21 protein-coding genes and 1 pseudogene are annotated in these 22,151 nt (G+C 71.0%); 9 read left to right on the top strand and 13 right to left on the bottom strand.

Going from position 1 to position 22,151, the window contains the following annotated elements:
• Positions 1–355: 355 nt before the first annotated feature.
• Positions 356–1,081 carry a hypothetical protein gene (locus F7Q99_RS28190; protein ID WP_153466781.1) on the top strand — a complete coding sequence of 242 codons (726 nt, stop codon included), beginning with the start codon at positions 356–358 and terminating at the stop codon, positions 1,079–1,081.
• An 885-nt stretch (positions 1,082–1,966) separates the two neighbouring features.
• Here F7Q99_RS28190 and F7Q99_RS28185 read toward each other — a convergent pair.
• The 8 genes from F7Q99_RS28185 to F7Q99_RS28155 form a co-directional block, all read right to left on the bottom strand.
• On the bottom strand, positions 1,967–2,575 hold the full coding sequence (locus tag F7Q99_RS28185) for a response regulator transcription factor (RefSeq protein ID WP_153466780.1): 609 nt from the start codon (positions 2,573–2,575) through the stop codon (positions 1,967–1,969).
• Entirely contained in the window at positions 2,572–3,747 is a 1,176-nt protein-coding gene (locus F7Q99_RS28180; RefSeq protein ID WP_153466779.1) for a sensor histidine kinase, read from the bottom strand. Before F7Q99_RS28180 ends, F7Q99_RS28185 begins: the two co-directional genes overlap by 4 nt.
• 78 nt (positions 3,748–3,825) lie before the next feature.
• Positions 3,826–4,641, bottom strand: a complete 816-nt coding sequence (locus F7Q99_RS28175) for an ABC transporter permease (RefSeq protein ID WP_153466778.1) — start codon at positions 4,639–4,641, stop codon at positions 3,826–3,828.
• Positions 4,638–5,558: an ABC transporter ATP-binding protein gene (locus F7Q99_RS28170; protein ID WP_153466777.1), complete on the bottom strand. Its 921-nt coding sequence runs from the start codon at positions 5,556–5,558 to the stop codon at positions 4,638–4,640. Before F7Q99_RS28170 ends, F7Q99_RS28175 begins: the two co-directional genes overlap by 4 nt.
• Positions 5,527–5,946, bottom strand: coding sequence for an NUDIX domain-containing protein (locus tag F7Q99_RS40525; RefSeq protein WP_195911281.1), 420 nt, complete (start codon positions 5,944–5,946; stop codon positions 5,527–5,529). Before F7Q99_RS40525 ends, F7Q99_RS28170 begins: the two co-directional genes overlap by 32 nt.
• Positions 5,947–6,037: 91 nt before the next feature.
• Complete coding sequence (locus F7Q99_RS40520; RefSeq protein ID WP_195911280.1) at positions 6,038–6,640, bottom strand: hypothetical protein; 603 nt, start codon at positions 6,638–6,640, stop codon at positions 6,038–6,040.
• 765 nt (positions 6,641–7,405) lie between these two features.
• Entirely contained in the window at positions 7,406–7,759 is a 354-nt protein-coding gene (locus F7Q99_RS28160) for a hypothetical protein (RefSeq protein ID WP_153466775.1), read from the bottom strand.
• A 465-nt stretch (positions 7,760–8,224) separates the two neighbouring features.
• Positions 8,225–8,965, bottom strand: a complete 741-nt coding sequence (locus F7Q99_RS28155; protein ID WP_153466774.1) for a hypothetical protein — start codon at positions 8,963–8,965, stop codon at positions 8,225–8,227.
• Between the two features lie 714 nt (positions 8,966–9,679).
• On the opposite strand from F7Q99_RS28155, the gene F7Q99_RS28150 reads away from it, so the two are divergent.
• The 6 genes and pseudogenes from F7Q99_RS28150 (at position 9,680) to F7Q99_RS28125 (ending at position 17,779) form a co-directional block, all read left to right on the top strand.
• Entirely contained in the window at positions 9,680–10,117 is a 438-nt protein-coding gene (locus F7Q99_RS28150) for a replication-relaxation family protein (RefSeq protein ID WP_153466773.1), read from the top strand.
• A 138-nt stretch (positions 10,118–10,255) separates the two neighbouring features.
• Entirely contained in the window at positions 10,256–12,451 is a 2,196-nt protein-coding gene (locus tag F7Q99_RS28145) for a protein kinase domain-containing protein (RefSeq protein ID WP_153466772.1), read from the top strand.
• Positions 12,448–14,574, top strand: coding sequence for a protein kinase domain-containing protein (locus F7Q99_RS28140; RefSeq protein ID WP_153466771.1), 2,127 nt, complete (start codon positions 12,448–12,450; stop codon positions 14,572–14,574). Before F7Q99_RS28145 ends, F7Q99_RS28140 begins: the two co-directional genes overlap by 4 nt.
• A gap of 25 nt (positions 14,575–14,599) precedes the next feature.
• Positions 14,600–15,382, top strand: coding sequence for a hypothetical protein (locus tag F7Q99_RS28135; RefSeq protein WP_153466770.1), 783 nt, complete (start codon positions 14,600–14,602; stop codon positions 15,380–15,382).
• A gap of 168 nt (positions 15,383–15,550) precedes the next feature.
• Positions 15,551–16,171: pseudogene (locus tag F7Q99_RS28130) on the top strand (helix-turn-helix domain-containing protein); the annotation flags it as partial.
• 69 nt (positions 16,172–16,240) lie between these two features.
• Positions 16,241–17,779, top strand: coding sequence for an ISL3 family transposase (locus F7Q99_RS28125; RefSeq protein WP_456114939.1), 1,539 nt, complete (start codon positions 16,241–16,243; stop codon positions 17,777–17,779).
• Between the two features lie 74 nt (positions 17,780–17,853).
• On the opposite strand, the gene F7Q99_RS28120 is transcribed toward F7Q99_RS28125, so the two are convergent.
• From F7Q99_RS28120 to F7Q99_RS28110, 3 genes are all read right to left on the bottom strand, one after another.
• Positions 17,854–18,192, bottom strand: coding sequence for a cyclic-phosphate processing receiver domain-containing protein (locus F7Q99_RS28120; protein ID WP_326847281.1), 339 nt, complete (start codon positions 18,190–18,192; stop codon positions 17,854–17,856).
• A 171-nt stretch (positions 18,193–18,363) separates the two neighbouring features.
• Positions 18,364–18,762, bottom strand: coding sequence for a hypothetical protein (locus F7Q99_RS28115; RefSeq protein WP_326847280.1), 399 nt, complete (start codon positions 18,760–18,762; stop codon positions 18,364–18,366).
• Positions 18,759–19,613 carry an IS5 family transposase gene (locus F7Q99_RS28110; protein ID WP_153466769.1) on the bottom strand — a complete coding sequence of 285 codons (855 nt, stop codon included), beginning with the start codon at positions 19,611–19,613 and terminating at the stop codon, positions 18,759–18,761. Before F7Q99_RS28110 ends, F7Q99_RS28115 begins: the two co-directional genes overlap by 4 nt.
• A 197-nt stretch (positions 19,614–19,810) precedes the next feature.
• On the opposite strand from F7Q99_RS28110, the gene F7Q99_RS28105 reads away from it, so the two are divergent.
• Both F7Q99_RS28105 and F7Q99_RS28100 read left to right on the top strand, forming a co-directional pair.
• Positions 19,811–20,557, top strand: coding sequence for a phosphotransferase family protein (locus tag F7Q99_RS28105; RefSeq protein ID WP_153466768.1), 747 nt, complete (start codon positions 19,811–19,813; stop codon positions 20,555–20,557).
• Between the two features lie 601 nt (positions 20,558–21,158).
• A complete protein-coding gene (locus tag F7Q99_RS28100; RefSeq protein WP_153466767.1) occupies positions 21,159–21,551 on the top strand; it encodes a hypothetical protein in 393 nt (130 codons plus the stop codon).
• 128 nt (positions 21,552–21,679) lie between these two features.
• On the opposite strand, the gene F7Q99_RS28095 is transcribed toward F7Q99_RS28100, so the two are convergent.
• Together F7Q99_RS28095 and F7Q99_RS28090 are read right to left on the bottom strand one after the other, a co-directional pair.
• Entirely contained in the window at positions 21,680–21,835 is a 156-nt protein-coding gene (locus F7Q99_RS28095) for a hypothetical protein (protein WP_153466766.1), read from the bottom strand.
• Between the two features lie 52 nt (positions 21,836–21,887).
• Positions 21,888–22,136, bottom strand: a complete 249-nt coding sequence (locus F7Q99_RS28090; protein ID WP_153466765.1) for a hypothetical protein — start codon at positions 22,134–22,136, stop codon at positions 21,888–21,890.
• Positions 22,137–22,151 lie beyond the last annotated feature (15 nt).

The following is a 22,151-nucleotide window of genomic DNA, read 5'->3' as shown; positions in this document are numbered from 1 at the left end:
CGCGCGGGAATCGGTGACCGGCAGGTCCCGCAGGCAGCACAGAAAGAGGATCACCACGACCCCGGCCGACATGCGCTCCCCGAGGTACCGGACGGTCCGGCTGCTGCGCAGCGGCGCCAGGACGGTGAAGGCAGCGCCGCCGCTGCGGGGAGCGGACCGGACGACGACCCGGTCGGCTGCACTGCGGATCCTGCGGCTTCGAATACCTTAACGCCGAACCCTGAACCTGGGCCGAGCCGCAGAGGGCGCCGCGTACGTGTCCCACGCTGCCGCGGACGTGCCGCCGCAGCGTGGGACGCGGGGACGTCACGCAGCGATGGCCAGGTCCGACAGCCGACCGGGAAGCCCTCCCCGTTTGCCGCAGCCCCGGCGCCCGCCGACCGCACCGGGCAGCACCAGCGGCCGCACCCTCGCCGCCGAACTCGCCGACACCCTGGGCAATTCCGCCCCGCGCACGGCCGGCGCGCTGGTCACCGACGTCCTGCGCGGGCTGGAGCACCTGCACGCCGGCGGACTCGCGCACGGTGGCGTCCGGCCGTCGAACATCCTCCTCACCGATGACCTCGATCGGCCCGTCGTCCTCCTGGACGCCGGGCTCCCCGGCCTGCCGGGACCCGCCGCGGATGACAGCTTCTTCGCAGCCCCGGAGCGGCCGGCCGACGCGCGTTCCGACCTCTACGGCGCCGGGCGGGTCCTGGTGGCCATGCTGCACCACGACGACGACGGACGCCTCGCACCTCTGCCGTACCTGGTCGTGATACAGCGGCTCACGGCCCGCGACCCGGCCGAGCGCCCCCAGGACGCCGCCGCGTGCATCGCGTTGCTCCGGGACGCCATGACCGACGGCAGCACGCTGCGCCCCGAGATGCCGCCCCGGACCCCCGAGCAACTGGAGGCGCTACGGCGCCGCGAGGAGGAGCAGCAGGCCGACAGAGCGCGGCAGGAGCATTTCACGCGGATGTTCCTCGAAGGGCACCGGCAGATCAGCGCGGCCCAGGCCCGCGCCCGGATGGCAGAGGAGAAGGCGCAGCAGGGCCCGCTGCGGGGTCTGTGGGGACGCCTCACGGGAAAGGGCCAGTGAGGCTTCAGAGGCCGGTGACCTGATTTACCCGGCCCGCGTCCGGAGCTGCCGGGACCAGGGCCACCAGCAGGTCCACCAGCTCATCGGTGAGACCAGGGTCCAGCACGCCACCACGTCTTCCGGCGACCACTCCTACCGCACGTCCCCGCCCTCTCGCCTCAGCCCACCGGACCACCCGACCGGCTCAACGAACCGGCGAGCGCCGGGCAACGGGCGACCTGACGAGCCGTGGTCAAGCCTCGCGGAGGAATCAGCCCGCGCACGGAGGGTGGTTGGTCAGCTCAAAAATGCCTTCAGGTGCTTCCGGAAGACGGCGTCAAGCTCGGCCGCCGTGTACTCGGTCAGGACCTCTCGTGAACTCGGTCACCCCCGCCAGAACGCCGGGGATGCTGAACGAGGTCCTGGCCGCGCTCCTGCGCGAACGGCTCGGCCGCACCCAGCCCGGCACCTCGGCCCTCTTCCGGCTCGACACAGAGGGAGGAGGAGGTACAGCAGCGGACACCGTTCGCGCCATCCTGACGGACGAGATCTCCCCACGACCCCGCCTTCGGGCAGGTTCTCCACGCCGCAGTGAGCGCCGCTCGGCCCGCGATGCCCACCGTACCCGCGGTCCCCGCCATGCCCTCGGGGTCGCCGCCTCTGGCCCCACCCCCGCAGTATTCCCCTGCCACGCCACAGCGCCCCCGCCCGGCCAGGGACAGAACCGTCACGGTCTGGCTTCTCGGTCTGCCCCAGTTCCTCGTCGCCGACATCGGCGCCAGCCTGATCTCCGGCTCCGATACCCAGGACGCCGTCTTCGTACTTCCTGACCCTCGCGGTCCCCCTCGCCCTCCTCGTCGAATCATCCTCGGCGCCACGGCCCTGCTCCGTTCGACCAGCCGCATGCTAGAGCCAGCCCGTTTCCTTCGCCCGCTGGTAGGCGGCGAGTTTGTTGTCGACGCCGAGTTTGGCGAGCACCGAGGACATGTAGTTGCGGACGGTGCCCTCGGCGAGGTGCGTGCGGGCCGCAATACGGGCGGTGGAGAGGCCGTCGCCGGCCAGGCCGAGGACCTCACGCTCGCGGGCGGAGAGCGGGTTGCCGCCGAGAGTCAGGGCGTCGGTGGCGATCTCAGGGTCGACGTACCGGCCGCCGCCGTGCACGGTGCGGACGATCTCGGCGAGCCGGGCGGCCGGGGTGTCCTTGGTGACGAAGCCCCGGACGCCGAGGCTCAGCGCGCGTTGGAGGTGGCCGGGGCGGCCGTGGCTGGTCAGGACGACGATGGCGCACGCGGCCGGGCTGTCCCGGATCGCCTCGGCGGCGGCGAGTCCGTTCATGACCGGCATGTCGAGGTCGAGGACGGCTACGTCGACTCCGCCGGCGAGGACGGCCGCGACGGCGCCGGTGCCGTCCGCTGCGGTGGCAACGACCTCGAGGTCCTCGTGCGCGGAGAGCAGTACGGACAGCGAGTCGCGGATGAAGGCCTCGTTGTCGGCGACGGCGATGTGGATCGTCATGCGGGTCCCCTCTGCGTGGTGCGTTCGTGCGTGGCCCGGTCGCGGACCGCCGGGCCGGGTACGGTGTGGTTCAGCGGGGCGTGGGCCAGTACCCGGAAACCCCCGGCGCCGTCGGGTCCGGCGGTCAGTTCACCGCCGAGGTCGGTGAGGCGCTCGCGCAGGCCGTGCAGGCCATTGCCGTCGGCCGCGCCGGTGGGACGGGCCCGGTCGTTGGCGACCTCGACGAGCAAGCGGCCGTCGTCGACCCGGAGTTTGATGCGGCACTCGGTGGCCGTGCTGTGCCGCAGCACGTTGGTGACGCCCTCCCGGACGACCCAGCCGGCGACGTCCTGCAGGGGCTGCGGCACGCCCGGGGGCACCTGGTCGGTCCGGCAGGCGATGCCGGCGGAGTGCAGGACCGAGCGGACGCCCTCCAGTTCGGACTCCAGGGACGGCTGACGGTAGCCGCGGACCAGGGAGCGCAGATCGGACACGGACTCGCGGGAGACGCCGAGGGCCTGCTCGATCTCGGTGCGGGCACGGTCGGGATCGTTGCGTAGGAGCAGCAGCGACACCTCCAGCTTCATGCCGACGACCGACAGGCCGTGGCCGAGCACGTCGTGCAGGTCGCGGGCGAAGCGCAGCCGTTCCTCAAGGACCGCCAGGCGGGCCAGTTCGGCGCGGTTGTCGTGGATCTCGCGGGTGAAGAGAGGCAGCAGGCCGAGGGCTCCGACGACCGCCACGGTGACCGCGCTACGGACGACGACGTCGATGAGGACGCCTGCGGGCAAGCCGAGGAGCAGGTCGGACAGCGCCGTGGCGAGAAGGATGCCGGTGGCGGCCCAGACCGCGCGGCGGGCGCTCAGCGAGACGACGGCGGCGCAGGCGGCCAGGGAGGGCAGCGCGCCCCAGGCCCCACCTAGCAGAAGCAGCAGGGCGAAGGCGACGCTGGTACAGATCGCCACGTCCAGCAGGTGCCGGTCGCGGGCGCCGCCGCGGGCCACGACGTCGTGGACGGTGCGGGCGAAGGTGACGGCGAAGGCCGGCACCCCGACGGCGGCGAGACAGACCAGGCCGAGCGAGGGACGGTGGCGCAGCCACAGCATCAGCCCCTCGGCGAGGAAGACAGCTGCGGTCAGCAGGATGAGCCAGGCGACGATGCGGGCCACCGCGGCCGGAGTGCGCGCTCGCACCGGCTGGTTCCCCCCTCTTTTCTTGCGATTCGGTGTGCTGCCGTTCGACCCTATCGACATGCTTCGGGGTCCGATGGTTCAGGTGGAGCGGCGCGGGTCCCAACGGAAGAACCGCTTGCCCATGGAAAAGGACAGGCCGGCCCAGGCGCACAGGATGCCGATCGGCTGGGCGCAGGCACGGAAGGAGCCGGCGAGGCCGACCGCGGCGGGGAGGCCGGTGGCCGTCGGGTCGCTCGCGAAATCTCGGCCGAGCCAGGCCGTACGGACGATCTCCACGACCGGGCTTGAGGGCAGGTAGGGCGCCAGGTGCTGGGCCCATCCGGGAAGTTCACCGATGGGCATCGCGATGCCGGAGGTCATCATCATCGCCACGATCACCGGGGTCACGATCCAGGTGGAGACCTCACCGGAGGGCAGCAGCCCGGACAGGCCGATGGCCAGCAGTGAGAAGGCGATGGCGCCGAGCAGGATGCCGAGGAGCAGGAGCAGGGGGTTGTGCGGTATGGGGGCGTCGATGGCGGGGGTGCCCACCACCAGGAGAATCACGACCTGCAGGAGGCTGGTGACGCTGCCGCTGGCCGCCTCTCCGGTGAGGATCGCGGTGTCGGGCAGCGCTGTGCCGCGCAGCCGCTTGTAGATGAGCTTGTCGCGGCGGGAGGCCGCGGAGTTGATGACGTTGTAGACGATCCACAGTAGGACAAACCCGGTGAACCCGGGCAGCAGGTAGACGCCGCTGTCGTAGCCGGCGATCTCGCCGTCGCCGTGCCGGCTGATCGAGTAGGCCAGGCTCAGCCCGAGCGGCAGCAGCGCTCCTGTGAGGGCAAATCCGAGGTCACGCCAGTACACGCGCTGGGAGAGCAGGAACTGGGAGGAAGTGAGGCGCAGCCAGTTCATGCTCGTGTCCTTCCGGTCGCGGCGACGTCGAGGAAGACGTCTTCCAGGGATGCGGTGCGTACTTCGAGGCCGCGCAGGCGCAGCGCGTTGTCGTCGGCCCAGTTCAGTAGCAGCCGCAGGACGGGCTGCGGGTCGGCGGTGGCGAGGGTGACGCGGCCGTCGGCGTCGCTCACCTCGGTGTCGGGGAGCGGCGGCAGGGTGCGGGCGTTGACGGCGGCGTCGGAGATCACGCGGATGCGGGTACTCGCATCCTGCGCGAGGACCTCGTCCACGCTGCCATGCCGCACGATGCGGCCGTGGTCCATGATGGCGACGCGGTCGGCGAGGAACTCGGCCTCTTCCATGTAGTGCGTCGTCAGAAGCATGGTCATGCCGTCGTCGACCATCTGCTTGAGGAACCGCCAGGTCTCCCGGCGGGACTCAGGGTCGAGGCCAGTGGTGGGTTCGTCGAGGAACAGCAGCCGAGGACGGCCGAGGACGGAGAGGGTCAGGTCGAGCCGGCGGCGCTCGCCGCCGGAGAGGCGGCCGACCTTGGTCCGGGCCCGGCCCTCGAGGTCCACCAGGTGCAGCGCATCCTGGACGGAGGCGGCGTTCGGGGTAAACCGGCGCCATGCGTGGACCGTTTCGGCGACGGTGAGTTCGCCGAAGAAGCCCGCCTCCTGCAGCATGATCCCGATCTGCGGGGCGATGCGGGCGCGCCCGGTGTACGGATCGTGGCCGAGAACCGTGACGCTGCCCGACGTGGGCCGCAGATAGCCCTCCAGCACGTCCATGGTGGTCGTCTTGCCCGCACCGTTGGTGCCGAGCAGCGCGACCACCTCACCTGGGCGCACATCGAAACCGATGCCGGCCACAGCGGTCTTCGCTCCGTAGTCGACACGCAGGTCAGCTACCCGGATCACGGATTCGGTGTTCATGCTTCGACCTTAGGAATCCGGGGACCTCGGCAGTAGAGCGGACCTCACGGGTTCCGGAAGCGTTCCGCACCACGACGACCATGACCTTCGTCATGCCCTGCCCGCAGGCCCTGCGATGCGGCACAGCCACGTGGTAGGAGCGGCCGTCGGGCAGGTGGGCGGTGAAGACCAGGTGCCGGCGGCGGAACGGTGTGATCTCGCCCGGCCGTTCGGTCTCCTGGTTGTGGACGAAGCGCAGCCGTGGCGGCGTGGGCAGCGCGGCCAGGTCGAGGCCGAGTTCCTCGAGCAGCTCGCGGCGCAGCGCGCCGAGCAAGTCCTCGCTGTCCTCGACCAGGCCGCCGGGCAGCGAGTGCTGCTGGACCGGCCCGGTCACGATGCTGGCGGTCACTGCCGGGCCCAGGCCACCTCGGGCACACCGGCCTACGCGCTCGGCATCGAGATCATCAGCGAACTCCTGCGAGCGGAGGAGAACGCGGCGCTCACCACATGAGGAAGTCCGGCAGCTCGGTGACGGGTGGGAGCGGTGCGTCCGCCGGTAGGCGGCGGATCTGGACGTAGGCGTGCTCGAACTGGTGGTACGAGAAGCCGTCCAGGCCGGGCGCGACGACGAGGACGTTGTCGCCCCGGCGCCAGATCCGGTAGCGCCAGCGGCGGCTTTCGTGCGTGACGTCGTGGTCGGGCTGACCGAGGAGAGCAGCGAACTGGCTGGCTACGGCGTCCAGTTGAGCGGTGAAGGTCCCGGCCGGCGGGTCAACGAGGCTCCGCCAGCCGTCCTGCTCTCCCCAGAAGTCCTCCGCCCACGCCCCGTCGGGGTGGATCCAGTACTCGTACGCGAACGGCATGGCGAAGCGGTCGTCGCCGTACACGAGGTGCCCCGCGGGCGTGTACGCCTTCTCGTTGAGGTCTCCCAGATAGTCGCCGGTCGAGCGCCAGCCGTCGGCGGCGAGCATCGCCTTCTCGGTGAGTTCCGGGTCCTCCCAGTCGAGTTCCACCATCCCGGCGATCTGGGCGGCCAGTTCGGGTGTGACCGGGCACACCGCCACGATCCAGGGCGACTCGTCCTCGTCGGACACATCGGACACCGGGGAACTCCGTTCTGCTGCTGCGCGACGTACAGGTGTTCACCCTAGGGTGTCGCGGCCCTCGATGTAGCCGCGGTCCACCACCGGCGGGCGGAAGGTCACCGGTGCGTCGAAGGCGGCCCGCCGGGTGGCGCGACGCGATGTCCCTCTACGTCGGCGCCTACGCACTGGAGCAGTCGCTGGTCCGGCAACGGCGTCGGCACCCGGATCAGGGTCAGGAATGGGTGCTCGGCAACGAAGAGTTGCTGGACCGCTTCACCGCGCTGCGCGCCGAGGAGTTCCCGCAGACCCGACGCCATGCCGCCGAGCTGATCCGGCACCGCAGACGATCGCTTCGAGTTCGCCCTCGGCCAGCTCATGGACAATCTGCGGCCCGCGTTCGGTTGACCCGCGGCGCGGATCCACCACATGCCCCGCCACCGGCCGGCCGTCGACCCGGGGCCCGGCCTATCGCGACGAAGGCCCCACCCGCCGAACAGATACGGGCCGCCATCCGCTGGCGCTGTACTCGACCGTCGCCCTGGCCAACGGCCCGCACCATGATGTGGTCCTCCTTCACCCCCGCCGGAACGCGGCAACCCGCGCACACCACTGCGCTCGCCAAGCTGGACCCGAACCACACGAGCCTCTGCACGCACTGGTGTTCTTCCCCCTCGTACCGTGGAGCCCTGACCCGATAAGGAGTGAGGGTGGGAAGCGACGCAGCTACGACTCGGAGTTCCGTGAGAGGGCCGTACGGATCGTGCTGGAGACGGGCGCCGCCGGTCAGGGCCGGTCGTCGTGGTGGCCGCACAGCCAGGCCAGCGCCGTGTAGAGGCCCAGCACCCGCTCCGCGTCCGCCACTCCCGCCGTTTCCGTCCCGTCCCCTCCTGTGCGGATCGCCACCGCCGCGGCCTGGCACTCGGCGAGCATTTGCGCCCGGCAGGGCCCCCACGGGCCCGCCGTGGGGGCGGCTGTCACCGGCGCGGCGGTCCGCGCGCCGACCGCCCACCGATATGCCTCCAGCAGCCCCCGCTCGTACTCGGTGAACGGCCGGTCCCGCGCATCAAGCCCCTCCAGGGCGGCGAACACCTCCTCCGCCGACCGCACCCCCACCACCGCCGCGTTCTCCGTCGCCATAACCCCGACGCTAGGAGCAACCGCACTCCCGTGCTCCCGCGCAGCCGCCGTCCGGACGAAGTCACCCCCGCAGCCGCACGGCGAGTAGCCCGGGGGCCGCCGATGCCCTGGCTGGTGTCGATGCCCAGGCGGGTGGCCAGGTCGACGGGGGCGGCGGCGGTGAGCGCCAGGCGCAGGCGCTGATCGATCGCGGTCCCGACCGTGCCGGCCTCGGTTTCCACCCCGTCGGGCGTCTGGAGGACGGGCCCGGCGGCGTAGCGGGCGCGGAAGTTCTCCCGCAGCGGTTTGGGACCGGCGGACATCTCCCGGTCCAGGAAGCGCCGCAGCGGGGTGCGGGGGCAGCCGAGGCCGGAGGTCAGGCTCATGCCGTCCACCACCCCTCGGTGGCTCTGCTGCGGTCCGGGCCGGCGGGCAGCACGAGGGTGCCGGGCACGGGCGTGGTCGGGGTGGTGCGCAGGTGGGTCGTCATACCGAGGACGCTAGGAACGTCCTCTGACAGGTTGTAGGACGAACGGAGCAGCCGCGCCGCCCGACCGGGGACCCGCCTTGCGCGTCAGGCCGGATCCTTCGCGGGAAGTGCCGCTGAAGGATCTCGGCCCACGTCGGCAGGGTGACAAAGCGGCCGGTGTCGTCAGCCTGGGCCTGGGCGGCCTCGCGGGCGCATTCGGCGACGTCCTGGCGGTGGCGCTCACGGCGCAGCGCGTGCTGGTGGGCGGTGTCGTGGTTGGGGTCGTAGCGCTCGGCCCGGGTCTCGGCGGTGTGGTCGCGCACGCGCTGCCACTCGGCGCAGGCGGTGGCCGCGGTGGCGTGGGCGGTCTCGTCTCCGGGGTCGGCGTACCGGTCGGCGGCGCGCTCGTCCTCCCGGGCCCGGTGCAGGGCCTCCTGGAGGTTCTCCCGGGTCATCCCAGCCGCCCGGCGGCGGACCCGGTTGCGGACGCCGCCGAGCAACCCGTGCTCCTGGTCGTCGTCCTCCTCCGGGGCCTGCTCGGGGCGGCCCGGGTGCTGGGCGAGGGCGGCGTGCAGCGTCGCGCCGACCTGCCACGCCTCGGCGTGCACGACGGTCTCCGGCACGCCACCACCGGGGCGGGCGCCGAGGACGACCCGGCCCTCCACCAGGGCCACCCAGCCGTCCAGGCCGTCGACGTCCTTCTCGGTCCAGCCGCGGGCGAGGCCGGCGCCGTGGTGGAGGGGTGCGGATGCCGTCATGCCGAGTCCAGCGCAGCCACATCGCGCCGCGCACCAGCGGGGAGTCGAGGACCGGGCGGCCCAGGTCCCGGTCCACGGGCGCGGGCCGGCTGCTGCACAGGGCCAGCTCCAACCGATCGGGCAGGGCGGCGGGGCTCGACAGGGGTGGCCTGGTGGCCTTCTGGCGCCGCCCGCGCCCCAGCCCACCCCGCCCCACCGCGAACGGCTGGCACCAGCCGGACGCGAGAGAAGAAAAGGCCCGCCGCAGGCGCAGCGAACCCTCAACGCCACCGTCCCACCCAACCAGCCAACCACCACCCACAAAGCCAAGGACAGGAAGGGGAAGGAGAGGGTTGTCGGGATGGTGAGTTTCACCTTGACGGCCACTCACCACGGCCGCTGACCTGCGCTTTCGTCCGGAAAGCGGGGGCTGTGGCCGGGATGGGCGGCCACGGGTTGGTGCATCGGTTCTCACCACCGGTTGTCGCACCGGTTAGTAAACCTGTTGTCGGATCGTGACCGTACGGGCTGATCTTGGTAAGAAATCCGGTGAGAACCGCGGGCTTGTCTACGGGTGCTCGCCGCCACCGGGGCGGCGGGCGCCGACGTTGAGGAGCCCGTGATGGCGAGGCCGCCCGAGATCGACCACGCCGTGGTCGCCGCGCTGTACCGGTTCCGGATGGCCACGGCCGAACAGCTGCGCGCACTCCACACCCCGACAGCCAGCTGGAGCTGATGCGCCGACGGCTGCGGCGGCTACGCAAGGAGGGCCTGGTCGAGGACGTCGTCCTCCCCCAGGCCGGGAAGCTGCGGGCCTGGTACCTGACCGAGCGGGGCGCGCGGATCGCCGCCCGCTTCCCGGAACTGGAGGGCGTGACCTCCCCGCCGCTGCCCGAGGACAAGACCGAGGCGAGGCTGCGGGTCGGACACATCCCGGCCGTCACCCGCACCCAGACCGCCTTCGTCGCCGGCGCCCGCAAGGCCGGGGACGAGTGCCAGCCACTGGACTTCCTGCCCGAGGTCTACCACCGCTACGGCGAAGGCCCAGGCGGCGCCGTCATCCCCGACGGACTGCTGCACTACACGACCGACGCCGGCGGCCGGGCGCTGCACCGGGCGTTCGTCGAGGTGGACCGCGGCACCATGGCAGCAAGAAGCTGGCCGCCAAGCTGATCGGCTACGCCCGGGGGCGCCTCCAGTCTGCCCGGTCGGCTGATGGGAGCTTCCAATAATGGGGAAGGGAATCGCCGGATGAGTTGTACGTGCCACTCTGTCTGTCTGTGATGGCGGCGACACACTGGGGGAGGCTTGGTGGCTGCCAGCGGTGACACCAAGGGCATGAAGGCGCAGCCGGCCGTGTTCGTGGGCCCCCATCAGTTGCTGCGGCCGTTGGGTGAGGGCGGGATGGGGGTGGTGTACCTTGCCCGCTCGCCTGGGCTGAGACTGCTCGCGGTGAAGGTCATCCGGCCCGAGTACGCCGAGGAGCCTCAGTTTCAGGACCGGTTCCGGCAGGAGGTGGAGGCCGCCAGGCGGGTGACGGGGTTCCACACGCCGCCTGTGGTGGACGCGCAGCCGCGCGGTCCCCGGCCGTGGATGGCTACGTCGTACCTGCCGGCGCCGTCGCTCGGTGAGGTGGTCAGGCGGTTCGGCCCGCTCGGCGAGGCGGGTGTACGGGCGTTGGGGGCCGCCCTCGCGGAGGCGCTGGCCGCGATCCACGCGGTGGGAGTGGTGCACCGTGATCTCAAGCCGGGCAATGTGCTGATCGCGCGAGACGGTCCGCGCGTCATCGACTTCGGCATCAGCCGTGCCTTCGATGCCGTTCATCTGACCCGGACCGGCATGGTGTGCGGCACGCCCGGATACATCGCTCCGGAGCGCATCGTCTCCGCGTCCGTCACCTACGCCTCATCGGACATCTTCTCGCTCGGCTGCCTGCTGGTGTACGCGCTCAACGGCCGTACCCCGTTCGGTACCGGTGAGCCCGCGCAGGTCAACCGGCGGGTGGTGTACGAGTGGCCGGACCTCTCCGGAGTGCCCGCCGTGCTGGGCCCGCTGGTGGCCGCGTGCCTGGACAAGGACCCGGCCCGACGGCCCACGGCGGCAGCCGTGCTGGCCGCGCTGGCTCCGGCCGATCCGGCGGCGCTGCTGAGTCCGGGACTGCTGGCCGACATCGAGGCCCGGGAGCGGCAGGCGGGGATCGACCTGGCCGCGCCGCCCGCTGATCCGCCCGCGCTGCCGGTGCGGATGTGGCAGTCGCTCAGCCGCCGCGCTCTGTTCGGCCTCGGTACCGGGCTCGGCGCGGGTGTAGCCGCGGCCGTCGGCGTGCCGCTGCTGCTCACCCGTCGGGCACGGGCGACCGCCGGGACGGCGACGGTCGGCAAACCCGTGGACGCGTGGGGAGCTGACGCGGCAGGCGCGAGCCCCTTGCCCGACGCGCCGGCCCCGCTGTGGAGCCAGCCGTTCAGCGGTGTGACGGTCGGCCATCAGCTGTCCGTCCTCGGCTCTACCCCGGTGTTGTGGACCGAGGGGCTGGGCGCGACAGGCCTGGATGGGTTGACGGGGCGTCGGGCGTGGTCCCAGCAGCAGGTCCAGTTCTTCCAGGCGCAGAACGGGCTCCTCTACGGGACGTCCCTGGACTTCAAGAGCCTGGTGTGGCTGAACGCGGCGGCCGAGGACCACCGGATCCCGCTCACCGTGCCCGCGGAGCAGCAGATGTACGCCGCGATGAGCATGCGGGTCTTCGGCGCGGACGACCGGACCGTGGTGATGGCCCGGCAGACGTCCGCCACCGGCGGCGGAGTCGTCGTCGGGGCCGATCTGGGCAGCGGGGAGGTGCTGTGGCAGCACGAGGTCGCCCAGGACATGGCGGTGAGCATGGCCCGTCACATGGAGTCCGAGTTCAGCGGTTCCGGCAGCTCGATGGGCCTGGTCGCCGACGGCAGGTGCTACTACCGGGACGGTGACGTCCTGCACGCGGTGGACCTGCGAACCGGCGCGGCCCAGTGGCAGGCCGCCGGCCTCGGGAACGCCTCAACGCCCTCGCGGCTGATGCGTACCGGCGAACTGCTGGTGGTCGTCAGCGGCCAGACGGCCGTGGCCTTGGAACCGGCCACCGGGCGGCAGCGCTGGACGGCTCCCCCGGCGCCCCAGGTGGTTTTCGGCTGTGCGCTCGGCAGCGGCAGGCTGGTGCTGTCCGGGGCCCTGGGCACGGCGTACTGCCTGGACGTCACGACCGGAAAAGGACTCTGGCACTCCACTGTCGCGGCGGTGACCGAGCCGGGCGCGGCCGGTGACTTCCGGGCGCCGTCCGCGGGTGACGGCTTCTTCGCTGTCCCGCTGTCGCCAGGTCCGTTCGGAGCGGCCGTCCTCGACGCCGCCAATGGTGCGGTCCGCTGGGTGGCGCGGCCAGCCTCTGACGAGGGCCGCTGGACCACCGCGGCAGACGGCAAGACGCTCTACTGCGCCTCCGCCACTACGCTGCGCGCCTTCCGGGCCGGTGGCGCATGAGCGCGCAGACCGTCGGTCCGTACCGCATTCTGCGAAACCTCGGTGCGGGGGGCATGGGTGCCGTCTACCTGGCCGCCACCGGCAGCGGGCGCCCCGTCGCGGTCAAGACCGTGCAGCAGCAGTACGCGGCCGACGTCGAGTTCCGGCGCAGGTTCACCCAGGAGGTCGCGGCAGCCAGGTCGGTCAACGGCGCCTACACCGTCGCCGTGGTGGACGCCGACACCGAGGCGGAGGTTCCCTGGCTGGCCACCGAGTTCGTCGCCGGGCCGTCGCTGCACCAGGCCGTGGCGCGGCACGGTGCGCTCGCCGGGCCCTCGCTGCAGACCCTGGGAGCGGGACTGGTGGAGGCGCTCGCCGCGATCCATCGCGCTCGGATCATCCACCGGGACCTGAAGCCCTCGAATATCCTGGTCGCCCGGGACGGACCGAGGGTCATCGACTTCGGTATCAGCAAGCCGGCGGCCGACGCGCTGCCCACCGCGTCCGGCGAGATCATCGGCACCCCCGGGTTCATGTCTCCCGAACACGCGGCAGGGCTGAACCTCACCCCCGCCAGCGACCTGTTCTCATTCGGCGCCGTACTGGCCTTCGCCGCGACCGGCCGCGCGCCCTTCGGCGAGGGACCGCCGGCGGTGCTGATCTACCGGGCCTCGGAGGAGCCCCCGGATCTGGACGGGGTGCCACCGGAGCTGACGGGACTGCTGGTGCGCTGTCTGGACCGGGATCCGGCCCGGCGGCCCGCACCGGCCGAGCTCGCCGAGGCCTTCCGGTACGGCCCGGCGGTCGGCACCGACTGGCTGGGCGGGGCGGAGCGGACCGTACGCCGACGTGAGCGCGAACTGAACCGGGTGCTGAGCGATCCCAACGGCACCCGGCGTCGCCTGCTCCTCCTCGGCGGAGCGCTGCTCGCCACAGCCGCCGCGGGCGGTGTCACCCGGGCGCTGTGGCCGGGCACCTCGGGGGCGCCCCCGACAGCCTGGTCGGTGACACTTCCCAGGGCCGGAATGACACCGGTGAGCTGCGGCCCGGCGGCGGTGGTGTGCGCGGACCGCACCGGGACCATCGGCTACGACCGTTCCGACGGGCGGGTGCTGTGGAACAGCACCACGGAGACCGGAACGCTCCCGGTCGGCGACAGCGGGCGGGTGTGGTCCGTGGACCCGGACGGCTCGGTGCAGGCACGCGACGCGCGCAGCGGTGCCACGCTCTGGCGTTCGTCCGAGAAGGTTCCCGGAGCGCAGGCCCTCGCCCTGCCGCTGCCAGATCTGCTGCTGGTCACCGGAGCGGACGGAGCCCTGCACGGCTACGACGCAGCCGGAGGACGCCGGCTATGGAGCAGTACGGCACTGGGCACCTCCTACCGCATCCAGGGCATGCCCTCGGCGGGGCTGCTGATCGTCCTGCTCCTCGGAGACCCGGCCCGGGCCATCAAGGGCGCCTTCCGCTTCGTGGCGCTCGACATCGCGACCGGACGCCAACGCTGGACGCTCGACGCCCAGGACCTGTACGCGCCGCCGAGCGGGAACCGACTGTACGCCCTGGCCCCGGATCTCGCCCTCGTCGCCGTGGACGGCCAGGGCGGAACCACCCTCTGGAACCGGCCCACCGGTCTTCCGCCGGCCTCCGCGACCATGTACGCCGGCGCCTACCAAGGTTCGCTCTCGCTCCGCCAAGGAGTGGTCACCTGCCTGCCCGTCGCCGCGGCGACGGCCGACGACGCCCAGACCGTGACAGCGGCGTTCGACACCGCGGGCGCCCGGCTCTGGATCGGCTCGCACACCGGCGCCATCACTGGGTGTGCGGACGACGGAGCCGTAGTCGTGACCGGCGGCCCGCAGGGCGCGTCCGGCGTCGACCTGCACACCGGGCACACCGCGTGGACCTGGCCGTCCGCACAGGGTGCCGCCACCGTCCAAGGCGCCTCTGGAGGGGCGGTCCTCGTCACCACGCCGACCGCCGCCGGCGGGATCACCCTGCAGTCACTCACCAGCGCCATCGGCACCCCGCAGTGGCACCAGACGTTCGCCCGGCAGCCAGGGGTCCCGCAAACCCTCCTCCAGGATTCGGCCCTCCTGCTCCGCTACGGAACCACCCTGACCGCCTATCACCTGTCAGCCCGCTGACAGCCTCCGAAAGGTTCATCACGAGATGGCCGAGATCGAGGACACCCCACCCACGACACAGCCGCTGCCGACCCTCCCGAGCACGCGCCCCCTGCCGGCACAGGCCACTCCCGCCACCCTTCCCGACCCGGCGGACCTGCGCCCGGCCGGACCCACCCGGCGGTGGACCTGGCTGCTCGCAGGCATCACCGCCGGTGCGGGCACCGCAGCGCTCGTCCTGGGCCTGGTGGCCAACCTCGTCACCCCGGCGACGACCGCTGCGCCCGCGCCGACCGCCACGGCCACGCCCGCGTCCTCCGACCCGGCGAGCCCCACTACCGCGCCCTACACCACCTTGGTGGCGGGCTGCGCGCTCCTGCGCCCCGAGACGGTCGACCGCTATGCCAAGGGAGCCGCCTGCACCGAGCACAAGCCGGTCGGGGGCACAACGTTGGCGAACGGGAGCTGGTCAAGCAGGGAGCCCGGCCTGACCGAGATGCTGGTCATGGTCATGCTGTCCCCGTTCGCCGACCGCATCTACCAGCAAACACTGTCCAGCGACCGGACGATGGCGGCCACCGCCGGCATGAAGACGACGGACGACCGGGCCGTTCCCGACCTCGGGGAGAAGGCGACTCTCCTCTACACGACCGCGAGCGGGTTCGGCCATGTCGACCTCGTGGTGCTCCAGCGCAACGCGCTCCTCACCATCCGCTACGAAGCACACACCCTCTCCGGGTACACACTCAAGGACATCCCACCCGCTGACGCCGAAGCCGCCGCCACCGCTTGCGCCCAGGACGCACTGGCCACGCTCACCACCTCGTGAAACCACAACGCCACAAACACACGGTGCGGCCCGCGACTCACCTCGGCCCAGAACCCTGCCCTTGCCGAATACCTCATCCGGGCTGGTGAGGACGGTTTCGATGTAGGGCGCGGTTGCTCGAGTCAGCGCTCTCGCGTGATGGCGGTGGGCGCGGCATGATGATCGGCCGTGCTGCTGAGACTGGCATATCTGGGCGTCGCGAACGCGTTCGCGATGCTCCGGCTGCTGCCGATGAGTGACCGCGAGAAAGACGTTGAGATCCTGGCCCTGCGCCATCAGATCACGGTGCTGGAAAGGCAGCTGAGCGGACAGCGGGTACGGTTCGACGCGAGCGACCGGGCCTTCCTCGCAGCCCTGCTGCACCAACTCCCGGCACAGGCGCTGCGTCGAACGCGCTTGTTGGTGCAGCCAGACACCGTCCTGCGCTGGCACCGCGACCTGGCCGCCCGTCGTCATGCCGCCCGGTCCCGGCCCAAGCGCGGAGGCCGACCGCGGACGGTGCGCTCCGTCCGCACCCTGGTGCTGCGCCTGGCCGACGAGAACCCGACCTGGGGCTACCGTCGCCTGCACGGCGAGCTACTCGTCCTCGGGGTGAAGGTGGCCGCCTCCACGGTCTGGGAAATCCTGAAAGAAGCCGGCATCCAGCCGTCACCCGAGCGCACTTCTACCACCTGGGCCGACTTCGTGCGCTCCCAGGCCGACGCGCTCCTGGCGTGTGACTTCTTCGAGACGGTCACCCTGTCCGGGGCTCGCCCGTACGTGTTCGCGGTGATCGAGCATGCCAACCGGGTGTGTCCAGCCAACGGCTCTGTCCCGTAATCGGTGGTAACCAAGGGTGACCGGCATCGTTGGCGTGGTGTGCGAGATGTCAACGAGCTTGTGAGCGTGGTGTTTTCGGGGCTCTCGGCGCTGGTCATCGAGGGTGTGGCGGACGAGGGCGACCTGATCCGGGTGACGGCGCGGACCCGGGATGAGCCGGTGCCGTGCCCCGTGTGCGGGACGCCAACAGGGCAGGTACACGGTTTCCACGGGCGAAGGGTCGCGGACGTGCCGGTGGACGGACGGCGGGTCGTTGTCTCGGTGAGGTTGCGGCGCCTGGTGTGCCCGGTGCTCGACTGCCGGCGGCAGACGTTCCGCGAGCAGGTTCCCGGCGTCGTGGAGCGGTATCAGCGCCGCACCAACCGTCTGGCCGACCAGCTCGGCTCTGTGGTCAAGGAGTTAGCGGGCCGGGCGGGCGCCCGCCTGTCACGCGTGCTGGCCTGCTGGATCTCCCGCTCGACCGCCCTGCGCGTGCTCATGCGCAGGGCACTGCCGCCGCCGCGCGTCCCGCGCGTGCTCGGCGTCGACGACTTCGCCCTCAAGCGCCGACACCGCTACGCGACCGTGATCATCGACGCCGAGACCGGCGAACGGATCGACGTCCTGCCCGATCGCAGCGGCGAGACCCTGGCGGCGTGGCTGCGCGAGCATCCCGGGGCCGAGTACGTCTGCAGGGACGGCTCCGGCTCCTACGGCGAGGCGATCCGCCAGGCCCTGCCCGAAGCGGTCCAGGTCAGTGACAGGTGGCATCTGTGGAGCAACCTGTGCGGCAAGGTCCTGGCCGAGGTCCGCTCCCACGCCGCCTGCTGGGCCACCGCCGTGAACCCCGTCCGGCCCGGGGGCGTGCGCGAGCAGACCACCCGCGAGCGCTGGCAGCGGGTCCACGATCTGCTCGACAAGGGCGTCGGCCTGCTCGAATGCGCCCGCCGCCTCGATGTCGCCCTGAACACCGTCAAGCGGTACGCCCGCATGATGGAGCCCACCGGCGACCGCCGTGCACCCCGCTACAAGCCCACGCTCGTCGACCCCTACCGCGACCACCTGCGTACTCGCCGCGTGGAAGACCCGGCCGTCCCAGTCCTCCAGCTCTTCAGGGAGATCAAGGAGCTGGGCTACACCGGGAGCCTCAACCTGCTCTACCGCTACATCACCCAGGGCCGGGCCGAGGGCGACAAGCCCGTCACCACCCCACAGCGCTTCGCCCGCCTCCTTCTCACCCGCCCCGAGAACCTGCGCGACAAGGACGCCGCACTGCTGCGGGAACTCACCAAGGCCTGCCCCGAGATGACCGAACTCTCCTGTCTGGCAGGTGAGTTCGCAAAGCTTCTGACCCCGGCAAAGGGCAACGACGCCAAGCTCACCGACTGGATCACGGCAGTTCACACCGTCGACCTGCCCCACCTGCATTCCTTCGCGAACGGCCTCGAACTCGACCGTGCCGCCGTCGATGCCGGACTCACCACCCCGTACCACAACGGCCGCACCGAGGGCGTCAACACGCGAACCAAGCGGATCATGAGGCAGATGCACGGCCGAGCCGGGTTCACCCTCCTCCGTCACCGCATCCTCCTCCAGTGATCACTACACAGCGCTACCACCGATTACGGGACAGAGCCGATTACGGGACAGAGCCGTTGGCTGGACACACCCTACTAGGCCGTTGCCCGCTGGACACGGTAGCTCCAGCGTGCGAGTGACCGGACGACGGTTTCGGCACCGATGGGGTTGGCGCTGTGAACGAAGACCGCCCCGATCCGAAAGGGCCGTCCGTTGAAGGCGGCTTCTTCCATGAGGGTCACCACCGGCATGATGGTGTCGTCGCCGCCGAGATCATGGTCGAGCCATAGCTCGTCAATGAAGCTGTCGCGGTGCTCTTCCAGGAGCTGGATGCCTTCGCCGCTGGTGCGGGCGATCCGCGTGGCCCTGGGGAGCGGTCGGAGGTCGTCTATGCCAAGGACGACGGGCATCGGCGCAGTGGGGGCTTCCTTCACCGGATTATTGTCACAGTAGGCGGGCGGGATAACCACGGGGTATTGAGGTTCTGCTGCGCGGGCCGCCAGTGCCCGCAACAAGGTGGGCCGCAGACTCTTGTTGATCCATGATGAGCGGAGCGGCGCCCATCCAAAGCCGTTTGGGGATGCCGACTTGGGCCTGAGTGGACGTTAAGTCCGTTTCTGGTAGCGGCCTCGTCCGGGTTGGGTGAGGAAGCCTTGGCGGGTGAGGCGTCCGAGGCGGCTGCGGGTGATGTTGACGGACGCCTCGTCGGTGGGTATGCCGAGGAGTTCGTGCAGCTCGCGTGCCCGGAATGCCTGGTCGGGGTGCTGGTTGAAGGTATTCACGATTGCCTGGTAGGTGGTGTTCGTCTCGGGTGGTTCGGATTCGGCTCCTGCCGGCGTGACCTCCGCGATGATCTTTCGGGTGGTGGCCAGGTCCGTGAGCCGCGCTTCGGTCTCGGTCAGGTCGGCGGCGAGCTCTTCGATCCGGACTCGTAGTTCTGCGGCCCGGGCGGCGGCCTCGTCCTGCCGGGTCTGGAGGTCTGCCAGGAGTTCGGCGACGTTCACGCGGCCAGTCCAAGGGTGTCGCGCCAGGCCGGGGCTGGTGTGGTGAGGCGGCGGGTCATGTTCGCGGTGGAGGCCCAGTAGACGCGTGAGGCGGAGGTGTCGGGCCGGTGGTCGTACTCGTGGGCGAGGCGCCGATGCAGCATCAAGGTGCCGTTCGTCTGCTCCACCACCCACCGTTTCGGCTGCGGGACGAAGCCCTTGCCCTGGTCGGCCGGGTTGCGGCGGACGACTTCGACGTCGATGTCCAGCAGTGCACCGTGGATGACGACCTCGTCCTTGAAGCCCTGGTCCACCAGGGCCTTCTCCAGACGCATCCCGCACCGTTCGGCGGCCTGGTCGAGCAGGGCGGTGCCGGCGGCGTTGTCGTGGGCGGAGGCGGCCAGGACGACGACACCGATGATCAGCCCCATGACGTCGACGGCCAGTCCCCGCTTGCGGCCCGACACCTTCTTGTTCGCGTCCAGTCCCGTGGTGCTCTTCGGAACACCGGCGGCCGCGCGGACGGACTGGGTGTCGATGATCACGAGGGACGGGTCCTCTAATCGGCGGGCCCTCTCCCGGATTTGGCAACGCAGGAGTTCCTGGATCCGCTGGTCGAGCCCATCCTGGCGCCACAGGCCGAAGTAGTAGAACACCGCCGACCAGGACGGCAGGTCATGGGGCAGGTAGCGCCACTGACAGCCCGTCCGGTTCTGGTAGAAGACCGCGTTCACGATCTCCCGCAGATCACAGGACCCCGGATCCCCGGTCGCCGATCGCGCCACCCGGTCCTGCTTCCAGGCCGTGATCATCGGCTCGATCAACGCCCATTGCTCGTCCGATAAGTCGCTCGGATACGCCCGTCTGTCCATGCGCCGCAGAACATCACCCGAACCACGACTGGCACGCCAGTACGGCCAACGTTCACACGAACGAGCGATCACGAGCCGAGAGAAAAGGGACTTAACGTCCACTGAGAATGACCAGATGATCGCCACCTTGCTCGAAGAACCCGTCGAGCCGCCACGTATCGTCGCCGAGCTCGCAGCCGGGCGGGGTGCTGGTCGCCATGAATGAGATCGAGGTCGTCGTCGCCCATTCCGAGCGCGCGACCCTGCGCGTCGGCGACGTGTTCCTAAAGGTGGACACCGATCAGGCCCGAATCGACGTCGAGGTCGAGGCGATGGCCCTCGCGCCGGTCCCCACCCCGAGGGTCCTGTGGCGCAATCCGCCCGTGCTCGCGATCACTGCTGTCCCGGGAACGGCGCTCGGGCGCCTCGGCGAGCCGTCGACCGCATCGTCGGCGGCTTGGGCCGCGGCGGGTGCCGCAATTCGGAAGTTGCACGAGGCGCCGTTGCCGCCCTGGTCCGGCCGACGCCGCCGGGGTCCCGACGAGTTGGCGGCGGAACTCGACGGCGAGTGCGAGTTGCTCGTGACGAACGGCATCCTGCCCGCCGACCTGGTCACCCGTAACCGCCAGATTGCCAAGGCCGCGATCCGGCCGTGGACTCCGGTATTCACCCACGGCGACCTGCAGATCGAGCACGTCTTTGTCGACGGCGACGAGGTCACCGGCATCATCGACTGGTCCGAGGCCGGCCGGGGTGATGCCCTGTTCGACCTCGCCACCTTGACGCTCGGACACGAGGGGCACGTCGAAGACGTCATCGCCGGCTATGGCACCGACGTCGACCTCGACGTGATCCGCGCGTGGTGGTCGTTGCGAAGCCTGCTGGGGGTTCGTTGGCTGGTCGAGCACGGCTTCGACGCGTTCGCGCCGGGCTGTGAGGTCGACGTTCTCAAGTCCCGGATGTGAGCCGAGGAGGAGGAACTGGCCAACTTTCGGGGCCCGGGTGGGCCGCCCGACTGCCGGTGGGGGATTCCAACCGAAAGCATCCCAAAAGGGTTGGCCAATCGTCGGCTGCTCAACGACCTCGAAGCCGCAGGGCAACGGCTGGCCTGACGAGCCATGGACAACGGCGTGGGCTACTTTGCGGCTTGGGTCAGAGATAGGACTCCGGGGCCGTCTTACCTCAGTTCGGCGGACGCGACGGTGCGTTGCGGTACAGCGGGGGAATCTGGAGGGAGCCCCGACGCTGGAGCCCGGCGGGGGAGTACCAGTGCGCGTGCGGCCATGGCCGGCTCAGCTCCGGTCCGCACGCGCCATCCGGCCGGACACCGTCGGCGACCGCCCCGAACTCGGGAACACCAGCCCCGGCGATGATGGGCACTGGATAGAGCCTGCCGTCAGGGTCGGCGACGTACGGTTGTCCGCACCCCGTGCACCACAGCCCCAGGCTCGCCCAAGCGCCCGGAATCTGCTGACCGTCCAGCGAGCCGGCCGCGAACCGCCGAGCGCCGGCCCCACACGGGCACTGCCCCCGGGCGACATAGAGACCTGAGTCCGGCACGAGATCGTGCTGCACACCGAGCCAGCCGGACGAAAGGCCGAGAGCCCGAGCGAGCGCCCGACGCTGCTTGGCATCCGGGCTGCCTTGCCCGCTTCCCCATCGCGCCAGCAAGTGCCCTTCCAGATGCGCCGCGCGGCAGACGTCGACGGCGGTGCGGCCAGTGGCCGCGTGCACGAGCCGGATCCGGCGGGCCAACGGGTCGAGCAGGTGCAGGCTCCAGGCACGGTGGGAGAGCAACGCCTCGACCGCCTGCTGGGGGTCGGCCTCCTCGGCGAGTGCACGGTCTCCGGCACGCTGCCGGTGAGCAGGCACCTCTTCACATCGATGACGGGGACGGACTGGACGCCGCCGCCATTCGCGGAAGTCATTCCCGCCGTGGAGAACCTGGCGCCCTGGTAGTCGTCGACCGCCTCCAGACCGAACCCAGCCTCCGCTTGCCCCTCTCTGGCCCGGCGGTCCCTCAGGCCGTGCAGGATCTTGCCCACCTCGCCCACCAGCACCAGGTCCCGATCCTGGCCGCTCTGGACTCAGCAGACCACCACTCCGCTCGCCGGCTGGGTGCCGACATCGTTGTCACGCTGAACCGCACGGGCGACCTGGTCGAACTGGCCGTCACCGAGCTCGACCTCGACCTGCCCGTCGCCGTCTCCCTCACCCTGGACGCAGCTCGAGGCCGCTCTCAAGAAGCGCGCCATCCCCAACGTCATGGAGCTCTGCCGGCGAGGCTCTTGCTGGTTACCCGGCCGACTCCCCGCAGCCCGAGCCCAGCGCGCGGGCGTGGCTGGCGGAAGCAGCGTCGGCGCAGCGGGCAAGACCGTCTTGCAGCGCCTGCTCGCCGTGATCTTCGAGTGCGGGGCCGGCGGGAGTGACGTCGCTATCGAGCTGGAACGTCGCGCAGGTGGCGAGGGCGTCCAGGACGGCGGCGAACAGGAGGTCCAGGCTCTCGGAGGTGGACGGGTGGTCGGTGCAGGTGCCGGTGGCCACTAGGGTGGGGCCTCG

The organism is Streptomyces kaniharaensis, from assembly GCF_009569385.1.
GTDB classification, from domain to species: Bacteria; Actinomycetota; Actinomycetes; order Streptomycetales; family Streptomycetaceae; genus Kitasatospora; species Kitasatospora kaniharaensis.
This window is presented reverse-complemented; position numbering and strand designations above follow the sequence as displayed.

Coding starts and splice junctions, on each gene's coding strand:
- F7Q99_RS28185 (WP_153466780.1), bottom strand. CDS start 2,575: ATGACGATCCACATCGCCGTCGCCGACAACGAGGCCTTCATCCGCGAC.
- F7Q99_RS28175 (WP_153466778.1), bottom strand. CDS start 4,641: ATGAACTGGCTGCGCCTCACTTCCTCCCAGTTCCTGCTCTCCCAGCGC.
- F7Q99_RS28170 (WP_153466777.1), bottom strand. CDS start 5,558: ATGAACACCGAATCCGTGATCCGGGTAGCTGACCTGCGTGTCGACTAC.
- F7Q99_RS28160 (WP_153466775.1), bottom strand. CDS start 7,759: ATGGCGACGGAGAACGCGGCGGTGGTGGGGGTGCGGTCGGCGGAGGAG.
- F7Q99_RS28155 (WP_153466774.1), bottom strand. CDS start 8,965: ATGACGGCATCCGCACCCCTCCACCACGGCGCCGGCCTCGCCCGCGGC.
- F7Q99_RS28150 (WP_153466773.1), top strand. CDS start 9,680: ATGCGCCGACGGCTGCGGCGGCTACGCAAGGAGGGCCTGGTCGAGGAC.
- F7Q99_RS28140 (WP_153466771.1), top strand. CDS start 12,448: ATGAGCGCGCAGACCGTCGGTCCGTACCGCATTCTGCGAAACCTCGGT.
- F7Q99_RS28135 (WP_153466770.1), top strand. CDS start 14,600: ATGGCCGAGATCGAGGACACCCCACCCACGACACAGCCGCTGCCGACC.
- F7Q99_RS28110 (WP_153466769.1), bottom strand. CDS start 19,613: ATGGACAGACGGGCGTATCCGAGCGACTTATCGGACGAGCAATGGGCG.
- F7Q99_RS28105 (WP_153466768.1), top strand. CDS start 19,811: ATGAATGAGATCGAGGTCGTCGTCGCCCATTCCGAGCGCGCGACCCTG.